At 63.8% G+C, this 235-nt stretch carries 1 protein-coding gene; it reads right to left on the reverse strand.

Features of this window, described 5'->3' with window-relative positions; genetic code table 11:
- Positions 1-235: hypothetical protein (locus tag QP415_RS12980; RefSeq protein WP_285100348.1), on the reverse strand; the 235-nt coding region annotated here is incomplete at both ends.

Here is a 235-nt window from a genome sequence, read left to right on the forward strand (position 1 = left end):
GCGCCGGGACGCCCATTGCTTGCCCCGGCGCATAGGGTGCAGAAGCCCCCGTGCCCCGAGGTGCGGACGGGCGTCGCACATGTGAGGGGGCAGTGCTGTGCTGTGTGCTCTCAGTGGGCTGCGTCGAGCGCTTCGAACGAATCACGTAAATGACGATGACGACAACCAACACGATGACGATGAGGCCGACGATCAAACCGATGAGGAGCCCGAGCGGGGGATCCGAAGGAGAATC

It is taken from the genome of Pauljensenia sp. UMB3104 (assembly GCF_030217285.1).
Taxonomy (GTDB): domain Bacteria; phylum Actinomycetota; class Actinomycetes; order Actinomycetales; family Actinomycetaceae; genus Pauljensenia.